The sequence below is a fragment of the Nocardia sp. NPDC001965 genome (genome assembly GCF_053594175.1).
In genome coordinates this window covers 224,544-242,021 of record NZ_JBSFDZ010000005.1, presented here as the reverse complement: position 1 = coordinate 242,021, position 17,478 = coordinate 224,544, and the positions used below count along the sequence as shown (strand labels likewise).

Below are 17,478 nucleotides of genomic sequence, written 5' to 3'. Positions count from 1 at the left end.
AGCGTCTGCGGCCGAAGTCCACCGAGTTGTCGATTGCGATCTCGTGAGGGTGCCATGCCGCGGGAACTGTCCGATCTGCCGTTCGCGAACCTGCTGGAACCGGCGGGCCCGATCGGCGTCGAAGGCGAATACGACTGCCTGCTGTTCGACGATACGGCCCTCGCCGATCCGGACGCCCGGCATACCGTGTTCGACCAGTGCGCCTTCCGATCGGTGCACCTGGACGGAGGTTCGGCGCGGGCCGCGCGATTCAGCGAGGTGTGGCTGCACGGGGTGCGGATCACCGGAACCGATACGGCGGACACGGTCTGGACGGACGCCGAGATCGTCGAGGGGGCGTGGTCGGGAGTCGAGGCGAGTGGCGCCGAATTGCGCCGGGTGGAATTCCACAACTGCAAACTCGATTCGGTGAACTTCCGGGCGGCGAACCTGACAAAGGTCCGGTTCGTCGATTGCATGCTCCGGCATGTCGATTTCGGGAGCGCGAAACTGACCGAGGTCGAGTTCCCCGGCTCGGAGATCTCGGCGCTGGCGGTCCGCGACGCGCGGCTGACGAAGGTGGATTTCCGTGGGGCGCGGTCGCTTCGGGTGGACGACGGAGTCGATGCCCTGCGCGGCGCGATCGTGACTCCGGACCAGTTGCTCGATCTCGCCCCGGCGTTCGCCGCATCGGTGGGCCTGCTGGTCCGGCCCGAATGACGCCGTGGCCGTCAGCGCGGCGCGCGGGTGATCGCCCGGGCCACCGTCGCGGCGATCTCGTCGTCGGTCAGCCCGCTGTCCTGGATCAGCGCGTGGGAGAGCACGGTCCGGACGACAACTTCGGCCGCGTGGCGCGGCGGTAGTGCCAGGCGCTCGTCATCGCGGCCCGCGATCAGCGGTTCGGCGATCGCGGCGACCGATTCGACCAGATTCAGCTGGGCGTTCTCGTGTTCGATGGCGATTGTGAGCAACCAGGCCGGCTCGTGTACACGCAGATAGTTGAAGGCGCGATGGTCGCGCAGGTAGCGCAGCGCGAAGAGAGTTGCCGAACGGGCGATCTCGTCGACCGTGCCGTCGAGTTCGAGTACGCCGAACGCGGCGGCGACCATTTTCCCCACCTCGTGCCGCCCGACCGCGGATACCAGCCCCTCCTTGTCCCCGAACTCACGATAGGCGGTGGCCCGGGATACGCCGGCCCGAGCGGCGACGGCGCTGTGGGTGAGGCCGTCCAGGCCGCTCTCCCCGATGAGCGCGACCGCCGCGTCCAGCAGCACGTCCGATGATCGGGTCGACGAGGTCATGGCTCTTTCTACCGCGCGACACCGGCGGCTTGCCACATCCACGTTGCTGAGACTAATTTGTCGAATAGTCTCAGTGATTGTCGCAGAGTTCCGATGGCGCCGAGACGACGAGGACGACGAGGTCGGAGGCGCAGATGTCCGGTACCGGATATACGTCGGTAGCACCGCCGGGCCGCGAGCGGGCCGTGGTGCTGGGCGCGAGCATGGCCGGACTGCTCGCCGCACGGGTGCTCAGCGAGAGCTACGCCGAGGTCACGGTGATCGAGCGCGACGACCTGGCGGCCCCGGGGGATCGGCGGGGAGTCCCCCAGGGCAGGCATGTCCACGCCCTGCTGGCCCGCGGGCGGGAAATCCTCGAGGAACTGTTCCCCGGCCTCACCGACCGGCTGCTCGCCGAGGGTGCGGTCGAATGCCGGTCCCTGACCGAGATGCGGATGACCATAGCCGGTCATACGCTGCGGCAGTCCGATTCGGGATACTCCCTGCTCCAGGCCAGTCGCCCGTTCCTCGAACACCGGGTGCGCGAACGCGTACGGGCACTACCCGGTGTGCGGTTCATCGATGGCACCCCCGCCACGGCGCTGCGCACCGACGCCGAACGGACCCGGATCACCGGTGTCCGGGCGGCGGGCCGGGACTTCCCGGCGGATCTGGTGGTGAGCTGTATGGGACGGCACGGCCCGATCGGTGACTGGCTGGCCGGGCTGGACTACCCGCGCCCGGCCGAGGAGGGGGTGCGGATCGATATGAAATACGCGAGCCGCTACCTGCGGCTACCCGCCGGTGCCGCACCCACCGACAAGGAGATCGTGGTGGCGAACCAGAACCCCGCCCGGGGTCTGGCGTTGTTCGCGGTCGAGGGCGGCCGGCATATTCTCACGCTGATCGGCTACGGCGCGGATCATCCACCCGACGATCCAGAGGGATTCTGGCGATTCGCGTCGTCTGTCGCACCGCCGGATATCCGGGCGGCCCTGGTCGACGCCGAACCCCTGACCGATATCGCGACCTACCGCTATCCCGCCAATCGACGCCGGCGCTACGAGCGTCTCGACCGCTTTCCCGCGGGCCTGCTCGTATTCGGCGATGCCGTATGCAGTTTCAGTCCCGCCTTCGGCCAGGGTATGACGGTCTCGGCGCTCCAGGCACTGGAGTTGCGGGCCGTGCTGGCGGCCGGGGACCACGACCTGCCCCGGCGCTGGTTCCGGGCCGCGGCGGCCGCCGTCGACGACGCGTGGGCGATCACCGCACTCTTCGATCTGGCGATGCCCCATGTGGACGCCTCCGGGCGGCCGGCGATGCGGGCGCTGGGCCCGCTGGCCGGACTCGCGATGGCGGTCGGCGAACGCGACGCGGCGATCGGCCGGCAGATCTCCCGGATCGCCGGCCTGCTGGAACCACCCACCGCGATACTGCGTCCCGATCTCGTCGCCCGGACCACACGCGTCCTGGGTGGTCTCGCGGTCCGGAAGCTACTGCGGCCGGGTGCGCACCGGCCCGCGCCCGCACCGCCCGTACTGTTCGATCCGGTACCGCACGGCCCGGCACGCGGCTTCCATCGGCTCACGGTGCGCTCGGTGGTCCGCGATACCCCCGACAGCGCGATCGTCGAGTTCGAGGTCCCCGCGCCACTGCGCGCCGCGTACGGCTTCGCGGCCGGTCAGCACGTGGTGATCCGGGGCATCAGGTACGGCGAACCGATTCGTCGCAGCTATTCGCTGTGCGATCCCGCGGGATCGGACAGGCTGCGAATCGCGGTGCGCCGCCACGATCTCGGTGCCTTCGGTTCCTACGTATCCGATCGCCGGATCACCGGCACGGCGCTCTATGTCTCCGAGCCCACCGGAACCTTCACCCCGGCCCCGGATCCCGTGGCCCGGCGCCGGTACACCGCGATCGCGGCGGGAAGCGGTATCACGCCGATCGTATCGATCGTCGCCACCCTGCTCGCGGCCGAACCGCACAGCACCGTCACCCTGCACTACGGCAGCCGCGACCACGCGCACATCATGCTCGCCGCACCGATCCGGCAACTGACCGAACGCTATCCGGGACGGCTGCACGTCACCCACCATCTGTCCCGGCAGCGCACCGGACTGCGGTTCGCCGCCCCCGACACGCGCTTCCGGTTCGATCGGATGGATCCGGCCGAGATCGTGCGGGACGAAGCCGACGAATGGTTCCTGTGCGGACCGAAAGCTCTGCTGACCGCGACGATCACCGCGCTGGAAGCGCAGGGCGTCGAACGGACCCGGATCCGAACCGAGCTGTTCGAGACCAGAACCCCCGGACCACCTCCCGCCGCCGGGGCCCCGAGCCGGGTGACCCTCACCGGATACGGCGAACCGCTGGAATTCGAGATGCCCCGTAACCGCACGATCCTGGACGCGGCGCTCACCCGGCGTGAGGACCTCCCCTATTCCTGTCTCGGCGGCTCGTGCGGAACCTGCCTCGCCACTGTCGAAGACGGGCGCGCCGAAATGGACGACGACCCGCTCATGGCGATCACAGCACAGGATCGCGAGGCGGGCCGGATACTGCCGTGCCGGGCCCGGCCGGTCACCGCGACCGTGACCGTGCGATTCACCCCGTGACGGGCCGGGTGGATACCGCGCGGACCGGGGTCGGCGCCCGGCCGCCCGTGAGAGGCGGAATTCCTTCGTCCGCACACCGGCATCGCGCCCGGGCGGGTCTCACTGCGACATGGTGCCCAGGACCGCGGCCGTCGCATCCGCGACCGCGGCGTCGGCCCCGGCCGCCATCGGATAGCCGGTGGTCGAGCGGCTGAAGATCACGAGCACCAGCGATGTCCCGGTAGGACTCCACACCACCCCGGCGTCGTTGGCGGTACCGTACGCGCCACTGCCGGATTTATCCGCGGCCACCCACCCCACCGGCAGCCCTTTGCGCAGCCGTTCCCGCGAGGTCACACTCGAACGCATCCAGCTCGTGAGCATCCGGCGGTACTCGGTACTCAGCCCGTCGCCGAGAACGAGTTTGCGGTAACCGCGGGACAGTGCGGACGGGGTGCTGGTGTCCCGGGGGTCGCCGGCCAGCGCCTCGTTGAGTTCCGGCTCCCAGCGATCCAACCGGGTCTGCGGATCACCGATCGAACGCGCGAACTCGGTCACCGCTCCGGGACCCCCGAGCCGCCGCAGCAGCAGGTTCGCCGCGGTGTTGTCGTTGCGCACCAGCGCCGCCCGGCACAGGTCGTACCAGCTCATGAGCTCACCGGCGTGATAGCTGGTGACCGGTGAGCTCATCACCAGATCCTGCCGGGTGATCAGCACCTTGTCGTTCAGATCCAGTTCCCGGCGCTCGGCGAGGCGCAGTATCGCGGCCACCGCGTACACCTCGAAAGTCGAGGACATCGCGAAGCGGTCGTCGGCGTTCCATTCGAAGGTCCGGCCGCCCCGGGTATCGACGGCGGCGATACCGAACAGCACATTGTATCTCGCCTGGAGCGCCATCAGGGTGTTGCTCAGGTCGGTGGTCTCCTGGGCACCGGCCGGGGGCGGGGCGGCCGGTGTATCGGAATCTCCGCCCCCGCACCCGGCGGCGGACAATGCGACCGCCGTGAGGACAAGGGCCAATGAACGCCGACTCGACGGGATGCGATACGCGGATCGGTTCGGTTTCACTCTCGCAGCAGACACCGCCCGCCCGGCCGTCGCCAATATCCGACACTCCCGCGCACCAGTCGAGTTTGATATAACACCAGCTAGAAGTCGTTTTAGTAGCTCGGAACGGCCGGTGAAACCGCAGTTCGGTGGGCCCGTCCCGCGTCGCTGGTTCAATATCGCTATGGACCTGATCCGCCACCTCGGCTATTTCGTCGCGATCGCCGATGAAGGACATTTCGGACGGGCCGCCACCGTACTGGATATGACCCAGCCCCCGCTGTCGCAGGGGTTGCGGCGATTGGAGAACCGGCTGGGCGTCGAACTGGTCCACCGCACCCGGCAGGGCGCGGTGCTCACCGCGGCGGGCCGGCAACTGCTGCCGCGGGCACGGCTGCTGGTGGACGACGCGGAACGGCTGCTCGCCGAAGCGCAGCGGATCGCCCGCACCCGCGGCACGGTGCACTGGGGTGCCACCTCGGCGTTACCCGACCGGATGGTCACCGCCTGTGTGACCGTACTGCGCACCGGGAACACCGCCGGGGAAGCCGTGTCCACCGATATGGGGACGACGGTCGACCTGGTGGCGGCCGTCCGGTCGGGGCTGTGCGATCTGGCGGTGATCGAGCATCCGGCGCTGGTCGACGGCGTGGAGACCCGATCCGTGGTGAAACTCCCCCGCTGGATCGTCGTACCGGCCGGTCACCGCAGCGCGGCCACCGAGCGCCCGGCGTTCCCGATGCTGGCCGACCTCACGTATGCCGCCTACCCCCGCGCCGCCAATCCCCCTGCCTCCGATACGGTCCGGGATCTGCTACGGGAACGCGGGCTCGACGTCCAGACGGTCACCGTGCACGACGACCGGGCCGTCCTCGCGGCCGTAGCCGCCGGGACCAGCTTCGGGCTGACCACCACCGCACCGTCCGATATACCGGGTGTCGCCTGGTTGCGGATGGCGCCGCAGGCGGTCGCCCTGCGCTGCCGGGTGATCCACCGGCCCGGCGCCGAGGAACAGGCCGACGCCCTGGACCGTGTCCTCTACCGGGAACGCCTGCGGTGACCACGACCGATCGTATTCGCGCGGTCTTCGCCGACGCGGGCTGCACCGGGCGGCTGCACGCCCGCCGCTGCGACGGCAGTGGCGACGAGGTCTCGGTCGGCGGAACCGAACGCGTGGTCACCGCGTCGGTGTACAAACTGCCGCTGCTGCTCGCCTTCTGTCGCGCCGTGGACGCCGGTGACCTCGATCCGCTGTCCCGGCTCACCCTGACCCCGGCGGAATGCACGCCGGGTCCCACCGGGATCTCCGCCCTGCACGATCCGATCACGATGAGCCGGCGTGATCTGGCAACCTCCATGATGACGGTGTCCGACAACGCGGCAGCGGATCAACTGCTCGGCGAGATCGGACCGGCCGCGGTCCACCACCTGCTGGAGTCACTGGGATTGAACAGCACCCGGCTGGTCGGCGGGACCGCCGATATCCAGCGCAGCCTGGTGCGCGATACCGATACCCACAACACGGCCGAGGCGTTCGCCGCGCTGGCCGACAACGACGAGGCCTGGACGGTCTCCGCCTACGATCCGGCCTATACGAGCGCGACCACCCCCGAGGAGATGACGCGGCTGCTGTCCGCGCTCTGGCGCGGCCGAGTGCTGTCCCGGGAACAGACGGATTTCGCGTGCGCGGTCATGCGCCGCCAGGTCTGGCCGCATCGGATCGCCGCCGGATTCCCGCACCGGGGTGTCGCGGTGGCCGGGAAAACCGGGACCATCGGCATCATCCGCAACGAGGTCGCCGTGGTGGAGTTCCCGGACGAACATCCGGTCGCGGTGGCCGTGTTCACCCGGGCCGCCCGCGCCGATCCCGCCCTGCCCGCGGTCGACGCGGCGATCGCCGAAGCGGCGCGGATCGCGGTCACCGAACTGCGCCGGGCACTGCCCGCTGAACGACCGTAGCGCCGCTTGCGGCGGTCACGCCTCGGTGACCAGCAGATCCGCTCGGTAGTCACCCACCGGAACCGTCTCGCCCGGTGGCGAAGGACGCAGTGCCACCAGGGCGATCCGATAGCCGTCCACGACGACCTCGGTGGTGAAACGAGGGCTGGTATGGAGTTCCGGACGGGAGCGGTGCCCCTCGACGGTCACCTCGGCCACCACCGTCGCGTCGCCCTCCCATACACAGGTGGTACCGGCCGGGCAGCGGCTGTCGTCCGGTACCTCGGCGAACGAGACGATCACCCGGTCGTCGTCGAGGCGCGCCGCCGCACCGACCGGCAGAGTGAACGGCACACCGAGTTCCGCGAGCGACGGGGATGCCGGCGGTTCGGCCGCGGCACCGCAGCCCGTGGATACCAGGAGCAGTCCCGCGAGGATCGCGCACGACAGGAATCTCGAGGGCGTCATACCTGACGATCCTGGCAGATCGCGGCGCCCGGCCGGCACGATTCGGGCGCCGCCGCGGCCGGAGCCTCAGCCGGCGGCCACCGGCCCGGACTCGTTCGGCGCCTCCGGACTGTACGACCCGGGCCCGGTGAAGGTCAGGCCGAATCGGCTGCCCAGCCGGTTCAGCGCCTCGGGAACGCCGAAGACGGCTTCGCCGCTGTAGTCCGTGTCCATCGGATCCACCAGGCAGAAGACACCGGCCGGATACGCCGCCATACCCGGCACGTAGGTGGCGAAGGTGAGCGAGGCCTCCAGACTCTCCTCCTCGTCACCGGGGTACACCGGCCACGATTCGGTCGCGCCGTTCCACTCGAAGCGCAGTTCCCACTCGTCGTCGTTCTCGACCAGCCGCACATCGCCGATCGTCACCGCGCCCCGGGCACATCCGGCGACGGTTTCCAGTTCACTCCGATACCAGTCGAGCCGGTCCGCGTCCGCGCAGTCCTCGATACCGCGAAAGGTTTTGTAGTCGAACGTGTACCGGATACCGAGTTCGCTGAGCAGGCTGCGTACCGCACTTCGATCGGTATGGCCGAAATAGTTCAGCGGTTCGTCGAGTTCGCCGTGTTCGAACACCTCCTCCGGCTTCTCCGGATCGACCAGTCCGAGCTCGACGATCAGATCCACCACATCGCGAGTGGTGTGTGCGGAACCCACGTATCCTCCTTCCGGCGGCGGCCCCGCCGGCCACACGCCGGATCGAGTATCGGTGCCGGACCGGACGATATCCAATCCGCCGACACCGACCAGCGCGAAGATGCTCCGTCTCGATGAATGTGTCGGGTTCTCATGGGATTCCACCTTCGCGCCGAGTATCCGGTCCGATCGCACCGCGGTGGCCCCAGCCACTGTCCTCACTGCAACGCCCACCTCCGAGCCGGGATGCGGACTCACCCGACATCGGGTCGCGCAGCAGGGGCCGCACCCGTGCGGACCGGGCGGGTTCGAGGGTGCCCTCAGCATTCCCCGAAGGTGAGACCGAAAGGCTCGCCGAACCGGTTCAACACCTCGGGGTCACCGAAAACGGCTTCCCCGCTGCTGTCTTCGTCGATCGGATCCACCGAGCAGAAGATCCCGGCCGGCGGCGCGCCCATACCGTGCAGATAGGTCGCGAAAACCAGCCTGGCTTCGAAGTCCTCGTCCTCCGCACCCGGATAGACCGGCCACTGCTCGGTCTTTCCGTTCCAGTCGAACCGCAGCCGCCAGTCGCCTTCGTCGATCTCGACCAAACGCACCTCCGCGATGGTCACCGATCCTCGAGCGCATTCGACGACGGATTCCAATTGCCTGCGGTACCAGAAGAGCCGCGCCTCGTCGTCGACGTCCTGGATTCCACGAAAGGCTTTGTAGCTGAACGAGTAACGGATACCGAGTTCGCTCAGCAGAGTGCGTACCCCGTCCTGGTCGGTATGGCCGAAATCGCTCAGTGGCCGATCCAGCTCGTCGGACTCGAAGACCTCGCCCGGCGTCGAGGCGTCGACCAGTCCGAGTTCGACCAGCCGGTCCACCACTTCGCGGGTGGTGTACGCGGACCCCATCCGCACTCCTTCCGACGGCGCCCCCGAGTGGGTCGCTGCCGGTCGAGTATCCGGCTGCCGTGAACCGCCGCGGCCCCTGCCCTCGCCACTGCTGAGAGGCGCGGCTCCGCCGTCCTTCGGCGAGATACCGTCGCATCCGCGTCGGCCCGGACGGCACGGCCGTCCGGCCCGCGCAGGTGTGGGACCGGATCGGCCTACTTGAGCAGCGATCCGCAGTCCACGGGCAAGGTGACGCCCGTGAGATAGCGGGCCTCGTCCGAAGACAGGTACAGCACCGCGTTGCTGATATCGATCGGGTCGACCCACGGCACCGGCAGGGTGTGGAACATCTGGCAGATAGGCGCCATATCCTCGGCGGTCGGGTTCTCCAGATCGGGCCGGAACATGGCGAAGGTCTTCTCGTTCATGATCATCGCGGTGCTCACGTGCGTGGGATGCACCGAGTTCACCCGGATCGAATGCTGGCCGAGTTCCACCGCGAAGGCGCGCATCAGGCCGACCACACCGTGTTTCGCGGAGACGTAGTGGCCGGTCTGTGGGTAAGCCTTCAGGCCGCCGACCGAGCTGGTGAGCACGATCGAGCCACCGCGTCCGCCCGCCAGGATGTGCGGGACGCCGGCTTTCACCGATTTCCACACGCCGCTCAGGTTCACATCGATCATGTCCTGCCAGACCTGTTCGTCGGTCTCGGCGAGCGTATCTCCGCCACTGGCGATTCCGGCGTTGGCGACGATGATGTCGAGGCGGCCGAGTTCACCGACCGCCTCGGCCAGGGCGGCCTTCAGGGCGGCCGAATCGCGGACGTCGACCTCGGCGGTGACGATCCTGCGGCCCGTGGCCTCGACCAGTTCCTCGGTCTCGACGAGATCGTCGGGGGTGGCCAGGGGGATCTCCACCGTATCGATAGGTTTGCAGATATCGATGGCGATGATGTCGGCGCCTTCTTCGGCCAGCCGCACCGCGTGGCTGCGCCCCTGGCCGCGGGCCGCGCCGGTGATGAAGGCGACTTTGCCTTCGACCCGTCCGGTCATGACTACCTCTTCTCCTCGTGCCGGTGGCGATGGCCCACCGGCTTGTGTTGCGGTGAATGTCGTTTCAGGATTTCGGCGTATAGGTGATGTGCAGGTCGGTCAGACCGCGCAGGATGAAGGTCGGCTCGAAGTTGAAGGTCGGGTCGTCGAGCGAACCGTGCTTCTCCGGATCGAGCCGGATATCGAGCATCCGGTCCAGGATCCGTTCCAGCGACACCCGGCCCTCGACCCGCGCCAGCGGGCTGCCCGGGCAGGTGTGTACACCGCGGCCGAAGGCCATGTGCTCGCGGAAGTTCGGGCGGTCGAGATCGAACAGGTGCGGGTTCTCGAAACGGCGCGGGTCGCGGTTGGCCGCACCGGGGCAGACCATCACCAGCGAACCCGCTTCCAGCGGTACGTCACCGATTTCCACCGGCTTCTTCGCGAGCCGGAAACCGCTCTTCACCGGCGCCTGCATCCGCAGAGTCTCCTCGATGAAAACGGGGATACGGCTGCGGTCGGCGCGCAACGCGTCCTGTAGATCGGGGCGGATGACCATGAACTGCATGGCACTGCCGAGCAGTTTCGCGGTGGTCTCCTGACCGGCACCGAAGAGGAACGTCGCGGTACGCACCACATCGATCACCTCGGGGGTGGAGCCGTCCGGGTATTTCGCCTGGGCCAGCGAGGTGAGTACATCGTCACGCGGGTGCGAGCGCCGGTCGGAGATGAGCTCACTGAACAGATTGTCCAGCCATTCCAGCGGGTTGACGGGCACGATCTCCTTGTCGATGGAGCCCACAGTCGGCCCACCGGCGAGGTTGATCCGCAGGTCTTCGTGGTGTTCCTCCGGCACACCCAGCAGGTCGGCGATCACCAGCAGGGTGAAGACCTTCGCGTAGGCGGACAGGAATTCGCAGCGGCCGGCGTCGATGAACTCGTCGAGCTGTTTATCGGCGAGTTTCCACATGAACTCCTCGTTCTCCTTCAGGCGCGAGGGAACGAGCAGTTTGTTGAGCAGCGACCGGGCGGCGGTGTGATCGGGCGGATCCATGGTGACCATGTGCTCGTGCATCGGCAGCTGTTCGCGGTGCGTGGCGATCTGGCTGGTGATGTCGTCGCCCTCGGGGGTGAACGGCAGCGGTGGGAACGGGCCGCCGACGGCGATGCACGAGGAGAAAGTGTCCGAATCGCGCAGTACGTCGATGGCTTCCTCGTACCCGGTGACGGCCCAGACTCCGTAGTTGGGTTCCTGGGTGACCGGGCATTTGGCCCGCAGATGGTCGTAGTACGGATGTGGGTCGGGTACCAGCGCGGGATCGGTGAAGTAGTCGACCGTATCGAAATCGGTCACGGGAACCTCCTGATATCAACGGAATCTTGTCGCCGACCGTGGATCACGGGTTGATACGGCTCGTCTGCTCCGCGGCCCTCGGGGACTGTCGCCGCCGGAAGCCGTCCGCGGCGCGCGCTGCTGCTCCGGGTCGCCCACAGCCGCCTCCTCGCGCCGTCACACACTCCATCCGAGGCCACAGCCGTATCCCGGTTCCGATTCGGGACGACCCTTGCTGAGCGAGCGCTCAGATGTGATGCTGAGCACATGCATAGCATGCACGGCGGGAGCGCGTCAACAGTCGTCACGGGCGGGATAGGATTCCCGGCGATCCCTTGACCGGCGTGGTAATACGAAAAGCCCAGAGGAGGCCGAAACATGTCATCACCCCGCCGGCTCGGCGCGCCCGTTGCCAAGAACCGCGGCGTCCTGATGGATGCCGCCGAACAGCTGATGCTGGAACAGGGCTGGGCCGCGGTGACCTCGCGCCGGGTCGCCGAATACGCCGGCCTCAAACCACAATTGGTGCACTACTACTTCCGGTCGATGGACGACCTCTTCCTGGACCTCTTCCGCCGCCGCGCCGAACAGGGCCTGGAAACCCTGGCCCAGGTCCTGAAATCGGACCGGCCGCTGCACGCGCTGTGGGAGTTCAGCACCGACACCACCGCGGCCCGGTTCACCATGGAATTCGTCGGCCTGGCCAACCACAAACCGGCGATCCGGGCCGAGGTCGTGCGCTACTCCGAACAGTTCCGGGCCGCGCAGACCGAGGCACTGGCCCGGCTGCTCAACGGATACGGGGTCGACACCGGCCGCTTCCCGGCCGATGTGCTCTCGGTCCTGATGACCAGCGCGGCCCGGATGGTCGTGCTCGAGCAGGCGCTCGGGATGACGGCGGGGCACGCGGAAACCTTCGCGTTCGCCGAACGCGAGATCGGTTTCCTCGAGAACGGGGCCTGACCGGCGGCGCATCCCGGCCTCATCGACCGCGGTTCATCACCCGGTCGGCCGCCGCCCAGTGCGCGTCGGCCACCCAGAGTTCGGCGAAGGCGGCCACGGCCTCCTGTGGGCCCGCCCCGTCGACGACGCGTTTGATCGAGGCCGCCGAGGGGTTGGCCAGGGATCGGGCCAGGGCCCGCCAGCCGTCGTCGAATTCGGCACGCGGTAGCACCCGGTCCACCAGACCGAGACGCTCGGCGTCCGGGGCCGACAGAATCTCCCCCGATCCCGCCAGCAACAACGCCCGGCCGCGCCCGACCAGCCGGGTCAGCCTTTCCGCACCGCCCCAGGCGGGCATGATCGCCAGCGCCACCTGATTGAAGCCGATCTCGATATCGGCCGCGGCGATCCGGATATCGGCAGCCACCGCCACCTCGGCGCCGCCCCCCAGCGCATGTCCGTTCAGCGCGGCGATCACCGGCCCCGGGAAGCCCGCGATCTTGTCGCAGACCTCCCGCATCCGGTTCGCCATGGCCGAGGCCTGTTGCACCGTCCGCAGCGCGGCCAGTTCCTTGAGGTCGCCACCGGATACGAAGGCTCGGTCACCCGCGCCGGTGATCACCAGGGCCCGGGCACCGGCCGCACCGTCCACGGCCTTGTCCAGCTCGTCCATCGTGTCGAGGGCGATGGCATTGCGAGCCTGCGGTCGATTGATCGTGACGACGGCCAGACCGTCCGCCAGTTCGAGCTCGATCACTACTTGTTCTCCTCGGCGGAAATATGATTCTCTTACCTAGAGAACCATATACTTTCCGCTGATTTCCGGCGGCCGGATCGGGAGTTCGATATGCCGCAGCCACGGCGCACGGGCGGGCCCGGCGCACCCGTACGCGAAGTCCTCCCCGAACTGGCTCTGCGCTATCGCGAAGCGGGCTGGTGGACCGACGAGACCCTCGGCGAACTGCTGGCCCGCAGCCTGGCGAACGCCCCCGGCGCGACCTTCCGCGTCCATTCGCGGATCCGGCCCTGGTCGGGAACATTCGCCGAGGTCGAACGGATCGCACGCCGCCTGGCCGCCGGCCTGCGACGGCGCGGGGTCGGGCCGGGCGATGTGGTCGCGTTCCAGCTCCCGAACTGGATGGAGGCGGCGGCCACCTACTGGGCCTCCGCGCTACTGGGCACCACGGTGGTGCCGATCGCGCATTTCTACGGACGCAAGGAACTCGGCTACATCCTGAACGCTGTCGCCCCGACGGCGTTCATCACTTGTGAACGTTTCGGCCACAACGAATTCGACCCGCGGCTGTGCGCGGCGGTACCGGTGGTCGGAGTGGTCGGCCGCGATTTCGACGACCTGCTCGATCCCGAACCGCTGACGGGTGTCCTGCGCACCGATCCGGACAGTGCCGCGTGTATCGCGTTCACCTCGGGCACCACCCGGGCCCCGAAAGGCGTGGTGCACAGTCACAACACCCTGGGCTACGAAGTGCGCCAGCTGGCCGGGATGTACCCGTCCGATCGCGGTGACCAACTCACCTCCGCACCGGTGGGCCATTTCATCGGCATGCTCAACGCGCTGCTGATCCCGGTGCTCGACGGCGCCCCGATCCATCTGCTCGACCTCTGGGACCCCGGCCGGGTACTCGAACTGATGGCGAGCGAGAACATCTGCGTGGGCGGCGGCGTGAGCTATTTCGTCACCAGTCTGCTCGATCATCCCGACTACAGACCCACCCACCTCGCGCAACTGCGCTACGCCGGACTGGGCGGGGCGGCGGTACCGGCGGCGGTGAGCACCCGCCTCGAAGAGCTCGGTATCACGGTGTTCCGCTCGTACGGCAGTACCGAGCACCCGTCGATCACCGGATCCCTCTCCACCGCACCGGCGGACAAACGCCTGTTCACCGACGGCAACGCGCTGCCCGGGGTGGAGTTCCGGGTGAGCGAGGACGGGGAGATCATCAGCCGCGGCCCAGATCTGTGCCTGGGCTACACCGACCCCGAGCTCACCGCCGGCGCCTTCGACGCCGAGGGCTGGTACCACACCGGCGATATCGGCGTTCTCGACGCGGACGGCTACCTCACCATCACCGACCGCAAATCCGACGTCATCATCCGGGGCGGTGAGAACGTGAGCGCCCTCGAGGTGGAGGAGGTGCTGCTCACCCTGCCCGGCGTGGCCGAGGGGATCGCGGTAGCGGTCCCCGACCCGCGCCTCGGCGAGCGGACGGCCGCGGTCGTGCGCTGTCTGCCCGATCGGCCCGAACCCGATATCGAGGCGCTGCGGGCGCATTTCGCGCAGGCGGGACTGGCCAGACAGAAGTGGCCCGAGGAACTGCATATCGTCACCGATTTCCCAAGGACCCCCAGCGGAAAGATCCAGAAGTTCGTCGTCCGGCGCGATCTGGCCGCAGCGCGCGACGAGGCCGTTGCGACCGAGCGTTGATGAGAATACGATTCTCATAAATAGCCAAGGAGGATTCCATGAGTAGAGTCGAGCTGCCGTACCAGCTCTTCGACGCGGACAACCATCTCTACGAGACCAAGGAAGCGCTCACCCGGCACCTGCCGGAGAAGTACAAGGGCGCCATCCAGTACGTCGAGATCAACGGCCGCACCAAGATCGCGGTACTCGGCCAGATCAGCGAGTACATCCCCAACCCCACCTTCGAGGTCGTGGCGCGCCCCGGCGCGATGGAGCAGTACTTCAAGCACGGCAATCCCGAGGGCAAGAGCCGGCGCGAGATCTTCGGCAAGTCGATGAAGGCGATCGACGCCTTCCGCAACCCGGAAGCCCGGCTACAGGTCATGGACGATCTGCAGCTGCAGCGCGCGCTGATGTTCCCGACCCTGGCCAGCCTGGTCGAGGAGCGGATGCGCCACCATCCCGAGCTGATCCACGCGGTGATCGAATCGCTGAACCGGTGGATGCTCGACGACTGGGGCCAGGACGGCAGCTTCGTCCACTCCGGCCGCATCTTCACCGTCCCGGTGATCACCCTGCCGATCGTCGAACGGGCGATCGACGAGCTGAACTGGGCCGTCGTCGAACACGGCGCCAAGGCGATCCTGGTGCGCCCGGCGCCGGTGCCCGGATTCAAGGGGATGCGCTCGTTCGCGATGCCGGAATTCGATCCGTTCTGGAAGCGCGTACAGGAACTGGACGTCCTGGTCACCATGCACTCCTCCGACAGCGGCTACTCGCGTTTCGACGCCGAGTGGGACGGTAGCGATTCCGAGATGCTGCCGTTCCAGACCAACACCTTCGCCATGACCAACCAGTGGCGGCCGGTGACCGATGCGGTCGCTTCTTGGGTGTGCCACGGCGCGCTGAACCGCTTCCCCGACCTGAAGATCGCCGTCATCGAGAACGGTTCGGCCTGGCTCGAGCCGCTGCTGCAGCAGCTGTCCGACGTCTACAAGAAGGCGCCGGAGGGCTTCGGCTTCCGCGATCCGATCGAGGCCATCAAGCAGAGCCTCTACGTGAGCCCCTTCTGGGAAGAGGACCTGGAACGCCTGTCGCAGGTCATGGGCGAGGACCATGTGCTGTTCGGCTCGGACTGGCCGCACCCGGAAGGCTTGGCCGAGCCCGCCCGCTACATCAACGAGATCAAGGATATGCCGCAGGCCAAACAGGCCAAGATCATGGGCGGCAACCTGGCGCGGCTGCTGAAGGTATGAGCGGGTCAGGCCCGGAGGCGGCAGCGCAGCGTAACCACGCAGGGCCCCCGCTCATACCCAGGCGGCACAGTCCGAGCGGGTCCACAGCATGACCTGGGAGACCATCCCGCAGCTCGCCCTGTCGACGGCGGACCGCTTCGGCGATGCCGAAGCGGTCGTCGACGGGGAGCTGCGGTGGAGCTACAACGAGCTGGTGGATCGGATCCGCCGGGCCGCGGGGTCGTTCGCCGAAGCCGGGATCGGCCCCGGCGACCGGGTGGCCGTCTGGGCACCCAATTCGGCGGAGTGGATCGTCGCCGCCCTCGGCCTGATGACCGCGGGCGGCGTGCTGGTACCGGTCAACACCCGGTTCAAGACCGAGGAGGCCGCCGATGTCATCCGCCGCAGCGGAGCGAAGGCGCTGCTGGTGCAGAAGGGTTTCCTCGGCGCGGACTTTCCGGCACCGCCGGGCGTACCGGTCTACGATCTGAAATCCGATTTCCTCACCGGCGGTGCACCTTTCGAACGGGAGGTCGCGGGTACCGATATCGCCGACATCATCTACACCTCGGGTACCACCGGACGCCCCAAGGGCGTGATGATGAACCATGCGCAGACCCTGCGGCTGTATTCGGAGTGGTGTGACCTGGCGGATCTGCGGCACGGCGACCGCTACCTGATGGTCAACCCGTTCTTCCATACCTTCGGCCTGAAGGCGGGGATCGTGGCGGCGCTGGTCCGTGGCGCGACCATGCTGCCGGTACCGGTTTTCGAGGTGGATCGGGTGATCGAACTCGTGGCGACCGAACGGATCACCATGCTGCCGGGGCCGCCGACGCTGTACCACTCGCTGCTGGAATACCGGGGCACCCGCGATATCTCCTCGTTGCGTGCCGCGGTGACCGGCGCCGCGGATATCCCGGTCGACCTGATCCGCCGGATCCGGGAGGAACTACCGTTCCGATCGATCATGACCGGATACGGGCTCACCGAGGCCGGTACGGCCACCGCGTCGCGCCCAGGGGACACCTTCGAACAGATCGCGACCACCGCGGGCAGCGCCTGCGACGGTATCGAACTGCGGATCGCCGACGACTCGGAAGTGCTCATCCGCGGATACAGCGTGATGCAGGGCTATCTCGACGACCCCGAGGCCAGTGCGGCGGCCGTCGATGCCGACGGCTGGTTGCACACCGGAGATCTGGGGACCTTGGACGAGGGCGGGCGGCTGAAAGTGATCGGCCGCAAGAAGGATATGTACATCGTCGGGGGCTTCAACGCCTACCCCGCCGAGATCGAAGGGTTCCTCCTGGAACATCCCGCAGTGGCACAGGCCGCGGTGATCGGAGTGCCCGATGAACGAATGGGCCAGGTGGGCAGGGCATTCGTCGTAGCACGTACCGAGATCGGAGAGGCGGACCTGATCGCCTGGGCCAGGGAGCGGATGGCCGGGTACAAGGTGCCGCGGTCGATCGTCTTCCTCGACGGACTACCGCTCAACGCCACCGGCAAGGTGATGAAGGATCAGCTGCGCTGAGCGCCGGGAAGAGCCGCCCTCAGAGGACTGCGGCCGGGCCGGGTGCGACCCACGCGACCGTTCCGAGTCGCCCCGCGGAGACCGAAGCCGCGACTCCGCCTCCGCGTACGCCG

The 17,478-nt window shown here is 68.0% G+C and carries 16 protein-coding genes; 8 read left to right on the top strand and 8 right to left on the bottom strand.

Going from position 1 to position 17,478, the window contains the following annotated elements:
• Positions 1–54 precede the first annotated feature (54 nt).
• On the top strand, positions 55–699 hold the full coding sequence (locus ACWCPQ_RS11360) for a pentapeptide repeat-containing protein (protein WP_449897241.1): 645 nt from the start codon (positions 55–57) through the stop codon (positions 697–699).
• Between the two features lie 11 nt (positions 700–710).
• Here ACWCPQ_RS11360 and ACWCPQ_RS11355 read toward each other — a convergent pair whose 3' ends face one another.
• Positions 711–1,280 carry a TetR/AcrR family transcriptional regulator gene (locus ACWCPQ_RS11355; RefSeq protein ID WP_449897239.1) on the bottom strand — a complete coding sequence of 190 codons (570 nt, stop codon included), beginning with the start codon at positions 1,278–1,280 and terminating at the stop codon, positions 711–713.
• Between the two features lie 134 nt (positions 1,281–1,414).
• Between ACWCPQ_RS11355 and ACWCPQ_RS11350 the strand changes: the two genes are divergently transcribed.
• Positions 1,415–3,874 carry an FAD-dependent monooxygenase gene (locus tag ACWCPQ_RS11350; RefSeq protein WP_449897237.1) on the top strand — a complete coding sequence of 820 codons (2,460 nt, stop codon included), beginning with the start codon at positions 1,415–1,417 and terminating at the stop codon, positions 3,872–3,874.
• A 99-nt stretch (positions 3,875–3,973) separates the two neighbouring features.
• Here the strand turns inward: ACWCPQ_RS11350 and bla are convergent, their stop codons facing one another.
• Complete coding sequence (gene bla, locus ACWCPQ_RS11345) at positions 3,974–4,921, bottom strand: class A beta-lactamase (protein ID WP_449897235.1); 948 nt, start codon at positions 4,919–4,921, stop codon at positions 3,974–3,976.
• Positions 4,922–5,084: 163 nt separating this feature from the next.
• Between bla and ACWCPQ_RS11340 the strand changes: the two genes are divergently transcribed.
• Both ACWCPQ_RS11340 and ACWCPQ_RS11335 read left to right on the top strand, forming a co-directional pair.
• Positions 5,085–5,960, top strand: a complete 876-nt coding sequence (locus ACWCPQ_RS11340; protein ID WP_449897380.1) for a LysR family transcriptional regulator — start codon at positions 5,085–5,087, stop codon at positions 5,958–5,960.
• Positions 5,957–6,859, top strand: coding sequence for a serine hydrolase (locus ACWCPQ_RS11335; RefSeq protein ID WP_449897233.1), 903 nt, complete (start codon positions 5,957–5,959; stop codon positions 6,857–6,859). Before ACWCPQ_RS11340 ends, ACWCPQ_RS11335 begins: the two co-directional genes overlap by 4 nt.
• A gap of 15 nt (positions 6,860–6,874) precedes the next feature.
• Here the strand turns inward: ACWCPQ_RS11335 and ACWCPQ_RS11330 are convergent, their stop codons facing one another.
• The 5 genes from ACWCPQ_RS11330 to ACWCPQ_RS11310 form a co-directional block, all read right to left on the bottom strand.
• On the bottom strand, positions 6,875–7,306 hold the full coding sequence (locus ACWCPQ_RS11330; protein WP_449897231.1) for a hypothetical protein: 432 nt from the start codon (positions 7,304–7,306) through the stop codon (positions 6,875–6,877).
• Between the two features lie 66 nt (positions 7,307–7,372).
• On the bottom strand, positions 7,373–8,002 hold the full coding sequence (locus tag ACWCPQ_RS11325; protein ID WP_449897229.1) for a hypothetical protein: 630 nt from the start codon (positions 8,000–8,002) through the stop codon (positions 7,373–7,375).
• 299 nt (positions 8,003–8,301) lie between these two features.
• Positions 8,302–8,883 carry a hypothetical protein gene (locus ACWCPQ_RS11320; RefSeq protein ID WP_449897227.1) on the bottom strand — a complete coding sequence of 194 codons (582 nt, stop codon included), beginning with the start codon at positions 8,881–8,883 and terminating at the stop codon, positions 8,302–8,304.
• Between the two features lie 194 nt (positions 8,884–9,077).
• Complete coding sequence (locus tag ACWCPQ_RS11315) at positions 9,078–9,914, bottom strand: mycofactocin-coupled SDR family oxidoreductase (RefSeq protein WP_449897225.1); 837 nt, start codon at positions 9,912–9,914, stop codon at positions 9,078–9,080.
• 64 nt (positions 9,915–9,978) lie between these two features.
• The gene (locus ACWCPQ_RS11310; protein ID WP_449897223.1) at positions 9,979–11,247 is read right to left on the bottom strand and encodes a cytochrome P450; all 1,269 of its coding nucleotides are present in this window, start codon (positions 11,245–11,247) and stop codon (positions 9,979–9,981) included.
• Between the two features lie 357 nt (positions 11,248–11,604).
• Between ACWCPQ_RS11310 and ACWCPQ_RS11305 the strand changes: the two genes are divergently transcribed.
• Positions 11,605–12,189 carry a TetR/AcrR family transcriptional regulator gene (locus ACWCPQ_RS11305; protein WP_449897221.1) on the top strand — a complete coding sequence of 195 codons (585 nt, stop codon included), beginning with the start codon at positions 11,605–11,607 and terminating at the stop codon, positions 12,187–12,189.
• A 19-nt stretch (positions 12,190–12,208) separates the two neighbouring features.
• Here ACWCPQ_RS11305 and ACWCPQ_RS11300 read toward each other — a convergent pair whose 3' ends face one another.
• Positions 12,209–12,925 (bottom strand): enoyl-CoA hydratase/isomerase family protein, encoded by a 717-nt coding sequence (locus ACWCPQ_RS11300; protein ID WP_449897219.1) that lies wholly within the window; start codon positions 12,923–12,925, stop codon positions 12,209–12,211.
• Positions 12,926–13,015: 90 nt separating this feature from the next.
• On the opposite strand from ACWCPQ_RS11300, the gene ACWCPQ_RS11295 reads away from it, so the two are divergent.
• The 3 genes from ACWCPQ_RS11295 to ACWCPQ_RS11285 all read left to right on the top strand — a co-directional run bounded on the left by ACWCPQ_RS11295 (position 13,016) and on the right by ACWCPQ_RS11285 (position 17,365).
• Positions 13,016–14,614: an AMP-binding protein gene (locus ACWCPQ_RS11295; RefSeq protein WP_449897217.1), complete on the top strand. Its 1,599-nt coding sequence runs from the start codon at positions 13,016–13,018 to the stop codon at positions 14,612–14,614.
• 38 nt (positions 14,615–14,652) lie between these two features.
• Positions 14,653–15,849 carry an amidohydrolase family protein gene (locus tag ACWCPQ_RS11290; RefSeq protein ID WP_449897215.1) on the top strand — a complete coding sequence of 399 codons (1,197 nt, stop codon included), beginning with the start codon at positions 14,653–14,655 and terminating at the stop codon, positions 15,847–15,849.
• An 88-nt stretch (positions 15,850–15,937) separates the two neighbouring features.
• A complete protein-coding gene (locus tag ACWCPQ_RS11285) occupies positions 15,938–17,365 on the top strand; it encodes a FadD3 family acyl-CoA ligase (protein ID WP_449897213.1) in 1,428 nt (475 codons plus the stop codon).
• The last annotated feature ends 113 nt before the right edge of the window (positions 17,366–17,478 follow it).